Origin of the sequence: Streptomyces sp. NPDC059564, from assembly GCF_042735575.1 — a bacterium.
Lineage (GTDB): Bacteria > Actinomycetota > Actinomycetes > Streptomycetales > Streptomycetaceae > Streptomyces.
Window position 1 is genome coordinate 1 of sequence record NZ_JBHWBP010000424.1, and the last position, 5,989, is coordinate 5,989.

The window sequence follows — 5,989 nt, forward strand, 5'->3', positions numbered from 1 at the left end:
GTGGGGCCCGGGGCCCCCGGCCCGGTCCCCGTGGTCTGTCCCCGGGGGGGCGGGGGCCCGTGGGGCGCAGGGGGTGGGAGGGCCGGTGGCGCCGGCATGGGGGACGGATCCGTGGGGCGCGTCCGGCGCGGTCGGGGTGTTGGGCGGGGTTGCCGCGGGGGCCGGGTGCGGGCGGCGGGCGGGCATCAGTCGGCCAGGGTCAGGCCGCGGGACGTGACGGCCTTCTCGGCGGCCGACTGGCCTTCCGACAGGGCCTTCACCTGGTCCGCGCCGGCCGCCCCCTGCGCCGCGCTGACCTGGAGCTGCACCGGCCCCCACGTCCAGCCGGGCAGTACGGTCCCCGCCGCCTCGCTCGCGATGGCGTACGGGTCCTGCCCCTCGAAGTACGAGGCGTCGAAGAGCTTCGCCGCCTCCTTCCGCATCTCGGGGCTGGCCGGCAGTGCGCTGCTCGGCGCCTTCAGCGAGCTCAGCCGGGCCTTGATCGCCTCCGGTTCGGTGGTGACCCACCGGATGAACTCCGCGGCCGCCTTCGTCTGCCTGCTGCCCTTCGGCACGATGTACGAGGTGCCGCCGTACATCCCCGTGGCGGGCTTGCCGTCCCACGTCGGCAGCGGGGCGATGCCCCACTTGCCCTTGAGGTCCGGGTAGTTCGCCGGGAAGGTGCCCGCCGTCCAGGCCGCTCCGATCACCGTCGCGACCTGCCCCGAGCTGCGCTCCTTCGCCTCGCCCTCGCCCCACAGCGGGGTCTTGGAGGCGATGCCCGAGGCCAGCAGCCCGTTCCAGTACTCGGCGACCCTTCTCGACGCGGGATCGTCGATCGCGACCTTCCACTTGTCGCCCTCGGTCCCGTACCACTTGGCGCCCGCCTGCCACGACAGCCCGGCCAGCACCGCCGGGTCGCCACCGCCGAAGTTGGTGATCCGTACCGACGGATCGGCCTTGTTGATTTTCTCGCCGGCGGCCTTGTACTCCTCCCACGTCTTCGGCACGGCCACCCCGTGCTTCTCGAAGACGTCCTTGCGGTAGAAGAGTTCGAGCGGGGTGACGTCGAACGGCACCGCCCACGTCCGGCCGCCCAGTTTCACCAGCGACTGGACCGCCTCCGGGAATTTCTCGGAGACGAGCTTGCCGGAGGTCGCGCTCAGATCCTCCAGGTTGCCGCCGCTCGCGAACTCGGGGAGGGCCGAGTAGTCCATCGTGGCGATGTCGGGCGCGTTGCCGCCCTTGACGGCGTTCGCCAGCTTGGCCGCCCCGTCCGGCCCGCCCGGCACCGCCGAGAACCGCACCTGGATGTTCGGATGCGTCGTGTTGAACGCGTCCGCCGTCTGCTGCGCACCCGCCGAGGAGGACCAGTACGTGAGGGTGACCGGCTGCGCGGACGCCCCCGCCGCTCCGGGCACGTCCGCCCCGGGCTCCTGGCCGCACGCGGTGGCGAGGAGGGCGAGCGAGGCGAGCGACGCGGAGGCGGTGAGGGCGAGACGGGGAGTGCGGAAGCTGCGCGACATGATTCGGCTCCTACGGACGACCGCGTACGGCGGCGGATGGGAGAACGCGGCCCATCTTTTGCACGAACACGCACACCGTCAAGAGCGAATGCGCAACTCGATCAAAACAATCAGTTCGTGGTGATCGTCATGAACGGACATTCAGCCGGGGAAGCAGCTCCAAGTGCTGGCGCGGACCCTCGTCCCCCGACAGCCGGTCCAGCAGCAGGGCCGCCGCCCGTGCGCCCACCTCGCGCTTGGCCGGCGCCACCGCCGACAGCGGTACGTCGGCCAGCCCGGCCACCTCGTCGTCGTAGGTGATCACGGCCAGGTCCTCGGGCACCCGTACGCCCCGCGCCTGCAGCCGGGGGATCAGCATGATGGCGTCCGTGTCGCTGTGGATCAGGGCCGCGGTCACCCCGCCCGAGGTCACGGCCCCGCACAGGTAGTCCAGGGTCCGCGCGAACCGGTCCGCCACCGACAGCGCGCCCGCACCCGCCCCCGCACCCCCGCCGTCCTGGGCATCCGCCCCCGCATCGCCCGCGCCCGACCCCGTACCCGCCCCGGACTCCACCGCCGGCCACGGCGGCGCCGGCTCCAGCCCGAGAGCCGCCACGGCCGCCTCGTACCCGGCCCGCAGCCGCGCCGTCGTCGGCGTCTCCTGGCTGGCCAGCGCGATCCGCCGGTGCCCCCGCTCCGCCAGGTGCTGCACGGCCCCCGCCGCCCCGTGCGCGTGATCCGACACCACCCGGTCCAGCGCCGCCCCCGGATGCCCCGGCGGAGCCCACCGTTCCACCAGTACCACCGGCACCGGCAGCCCCGCCGTCCACGCGCCCTCCCCGGGACCCGGCGAGCCGGACTCCCAGTTCGGGGTCAGCAGCAGCCCGTCGGCCCCGGTCGACAGCAGCCGGTCGGCCTGCGTCCGGTCCTCGCCCGGCAGGTACCGGGTCAGCCCCACGGTCAGGCGGGCGCCCCGCGCCTCGACCACCTCCCGCGCGCCCCGCACGACGTCGGCGTAGTAGTACTCGGTCGTCGGCACCACCATCCCGACCACGAGACCGGCACCCCCACCAGCGCCCGCGACCGACCCCGCCCGTGCGCCCGCACCGGCCGGGGCGCGGTCCGGTCCCGCCCCAGGAGCCGGCTCCTCCACCCGGCTGATCACCCCGTGCATCCGGTGGATCTCCCCCCGGGCCGCCATCGCCTCGACGTCCCTCCGCAGCGTCACGGGGGAGATCCCCAGCTCACCGGCCAGCTCCGCCACCCGCACACTGCCCCGGGCCCGGACGAGCGCGAGCACCTGAGCCTGCCGCTGGTCCACATGTGGTCGCACGATGTCCCCCTGGGGTCCGTCTGGTCGAGTCGAGTCGGGTCGACTCGGGTCGGTCCGGCGTCCCCGCCATCATAGGCAATCGAAACGATCGATTCGATCGATTGCGTTCAACCGGTCATTGACGGCGCGGACGGCTCGTTCATATATTCGGCGGCGTCCGGCACCCCACGGCATCTCGCCCCTCTCCCGGGAGTCAGCGCATGCTCACGCACGACCAGGACGGATTCCGCCGCGCAGGACGCCCCCACCGCATCGTCTCGGGCGCACTGCACTACTTCCGGGTCCACCCCGACCTGTGGGAGGACCGGCTCCGGCGGCTCCGCGCCCTGGGCGCGAACACCGTGGACACCTACGTCCCGTGGAACTTCCACGAGACGGCCCCCGGACAGGCCGACTTCACCGGATGGCGCGACGTCGGCCGCTTCCTGCGCACCGCCCAGGACCTCGGCCTCGACGCCATCGTCCGCCCCGGCCCGTACATCTGCGCCGAATGGGACTTCGGGGGCCTGCCCGCGCGCCTGCTCGCCGTGGACGGCCTGCACCTGCGCTGCTCCGACCCCCGGTTCCAGGCCGAGGCCGACGGCTGGTTCGACCTCGTCGTCCCCGAGCTGCTGCCCCTCCTCGCGGGCCGGGGCGGCCCGGTGGTCGCCGTACAGATCGAGAACGAGTACGGCTCCTACGGCGACGACCGCCGCTACCGCGCCCACGTCGAACGGGCCCTGGTCGAACGCGGCGTCGACTGCCTGCTGTTCACGGCCGACGGCCCCGAGGACGCGATGCTCCAGGGCGGTACGGTCCCCGGCCGCCTCGCGACCGCGACCTTCGGCGCGCGCCCCGCCGAACGGCTCGCCGCCCTGCGCCGCTACCAGCGCACCGGCCCGCTCACCGCGATGGAGTTCTGGATCGGCTGGTTCGACCACTGGGGCGAGGACCACCACGTGCGCGCAGTCGAGGACGCCGCCGACGCGCTGGACGAACTCCTCGCCACCGGAGCCTCCGTCAACCTCTACATGGCCCACGGCGGCACCAACTTCGGCTTCTGGGCGGGAGCCAACCACACCGGATCCCGCCCCTGCGACCCCGGATACCAGCCCACCGTCACCAGCTACGACTACGACGCGCCGATCGGCGAGGCCGGCGAACTCACCCCCAAGTTCCACGCGTTCCGCGAGGTCATCGGCACGTACGTGCCCCTCCCGCCGGACCCGCTGCCCGCGCCGCGCCCCCGGATGACCCCCGCCATGGCGACCCCGGCGGGCAGCGCGCCCCTGCTCGCCGCCCTCGACCTCCTCGGCGGCCCGCCCCACCTGCGTCCCGCGCCCGAGTCGATGGAGAAGCTGGGCCAGGCCCACGGGCTGATCCACTACCGCACCACCATCACCGGCCCGCGCCCCGCGATGCCCGTACGGATCGACGGGCTCGGCGACCGCGCGTACGTCTTCGCCGACGGACGCCCCCTCGGCGTCCTCGACCGCAACGCCCCCGACGAGGGCCTCGACCTGGCCGTCGGCGAGAGCGGGGTGGTCCTCGACCTCCTCGTCCGGGCCCAGGGCCGGGTGAACTACGGGCCGTTGCTCGACGACCGCAAGGGCATCTGGCGCGGAGTCCGCCACGGCCACCAGCACCTCTTCGAGTGGGAGATCCGCCCCCTGCCGCTCACCGACCTCACGGCCCTCACCAGCCTCGACTGGACCACCGGCCACCCCTCCGACGGCACCCCCGCCTTCCACCGCTTCACCCACACGGAGTCCGCCGCCCCCGCCGACGGCTTCATCGACCTCTCCGCCTGGGGCACCGGCCTGATCTGGCTCAACGGCTTCCTCCTCGGCCACTACGACACCCCGCGCGGCCCCCAGCGCACCCTGTACGCGCCCGCTCCCCTCTGGCACGCCGGACCCAACGAGATCGTCCTGCTCGAACTGGAACGCCCCGGCGGCGTCCTGCCCCTGCGCGACCGGCCCGACCTCGGCCGCCCCACGGTCGTCACCCTGGAGCCGTGAGCCCGGACACCGTGCCGGCGGTGGCCCTTGTGCCTAGACTCGGTCCGATTGATTGATCATGCATCGAACGAGTGTGGAGGAAGAACCCTAATGCGCTATCTCCCGCTGGGCAGTTCAGGACTGCAGGTTTCCGCCGTCGGCCTCGGCTGCAACAACTTCGGCAGCCGCCTCGACGCCCCGGCCACCCGTGCCGTCGTGGACGCCGCCCTCGACGCGGGCATCACCCTCCTCGACACCGCCGACATCTACGGCGGCGCCGGCGGATCCGAGAGCCACCTCGGCCAGGCCCTCAAGGGCCGCCGGGACCAGGTGGTGCTGGCCACCAAGTTCGGCTACGACGGCGTCGACATGGGCTACGGGCCCGCCGCCGGATCCCGGGGCGGCCGCGGCTACATCCGGCGCGCCGTAGAGGAGTCCCTGCGCCGCCTGGAGACCGACCACATCGACCTCTACCAGCTGCACAGCCCCGACCCCGCCACGCCCATCGCTGAAACCCTCGGCGCGCTCACCGAGCTCGTCGCCGAAGGCAAGATCCGCTACATCGGACACTCCAACCTCAGCGGCTGGCAGCTCGCCGAAGCCGCCCACGCGGCCCGCGAGAACGGCGCCGTCCCCTTCGTGTCGGCGCAGAACGAGTGGTCGCTGCTCCAGCGTTCCGCCGAGCGGGAACTCGTCCCGGCCGCCCGGCACTACGGCGTCGGCGTCCTGCCGTACTTCCCCCTGGCCAACGGCCTCCTCACCGGCAAGATCCGCCGCGGTGCCCCCGTACCGCCCGGCTCCCGCCTCGAAGGGCGCGACTCCTACCTCACCGAGGAGCGCCTCGACACGGTGGAGGCCCTGGCGGCGATCGCGGAGAAGTACGACCGCACCCTCCTGGAACTCGCCATCGGCTGGCTCTCCGCCCAGCCCGGCTGCGCCTCCGTCATCGCCGGCGCCACCTCCGCCGAGCAGGTACGCGCCAACGCGGCGGTGGCCGACCGTCCGCTGGAGCCCGAACTGCTGGCCGAGATCGACTCCGCGGCGGCCGTCCCGGCGTAACCCGGCGGCGCTTCACCCGGGTGCCCGGCGCGGGCTGCGCACCCGGGACCGGCCCCTCCCGCAGAGTGCCGGACAGAACGGGACCGTGACGGCGGCCCGGTGCCGGAGGGACGGAGCCGCAGTGACGGATACCG

General features: G+C 73.6%; 4 protein-coding genes. 2 read left to right on the plus strand and 2 right to left on the minus strand.

Features of this window, described 5'->3' with window-relative positions; translation table 11 throughout:
• Positions 1–185: 185 nt before the first annotated feature.
• Both ACFV0Q_RS37190 and ACFV0Q_RS37195 read right to left on the minus strand, forming a co-directional pair.
• On the minus strand, positions 186–1,505 hold the full coding sequence (locus tag ACFV0Q_RS37190; protein WP_385011841.1) for an ABC transporter substrate-binding protein: 1,320 nt from the start codon (positions 1,503–1,505) through the stop codon (positions 186–188).
• A 127-nt stretch (positions 1,506–1,632) separates the two neighbouring features.
• Positions 1,633–2,817, minus strand: coding sequence for a substrate-binding domain-containing protein (locus ACFV0Q_RS37195; RefSeq protein WP_385011843.1), 1,185 nt, complete (start codon positions 2,815–2,817; stop codon positions 1,633–1,635).
• A gap of 200 nt (positions 2,818–3,017) precedes the next feature.
• Between ACFV0Q_RS37195 and ACFV0Q_RS37200 the strand changes: the two genes are divergently transcribed.
• Together ACFV0Q_RS37200 and ACFV0Q_RS37205 are read left to right on the plus strand one after the other, a co-directional pair.
• Positions 3,018–4,817 carry a beta-galactosidase family protein gene (locus ACFV0Q_RS37200; protein WP_385011846.1) on the plus strand — a complete coding sequence of 600 codons (1,800 nt, stop codon included), beginning with the start codon at positions 3,018–3,020 and terminating at the stop codon, positions 4,815–4,817.
• 90 nt (positions 4,818–4,907) lie between these two features.
• Positions 4,908–5,855, plus strand: coding sequence for an aldo/keto reductase (locus ACFV0Q_RS37205; RefSeq protein WP_385011847.1), 948 nt, complete (start codon positions 4,908–4,910; stop codon positions 5,853–5,855).
• Positions 5,856–5,989 lie beyond the last annotated feature (134 nt).

Coding starts and splice junctions, on each gene's coding strand:
- ACFV0Q_RS37190 (WP_385011841.1), bottom strand. CDS start 1,505: ATGTCGCGCAGCTTCCGCACTCCCCGTCTCGCCCTCACCGCCTCCGCG.
- ACFV0Q_RS37200 (WP_385011846.1), top strand. CDS start 3,018: ATGCTCACGCACGACCAGGACGGATTCCGCCGCGCAGGACGCCCCCAC.
- ACFV0Q_RS37205 (WP_385011847.1), top strand. CDS start 4,908: ATGCGCTATCTCCCGCTGGGCAGTTCAGGACTGCAGGTTTCCGCCGTC.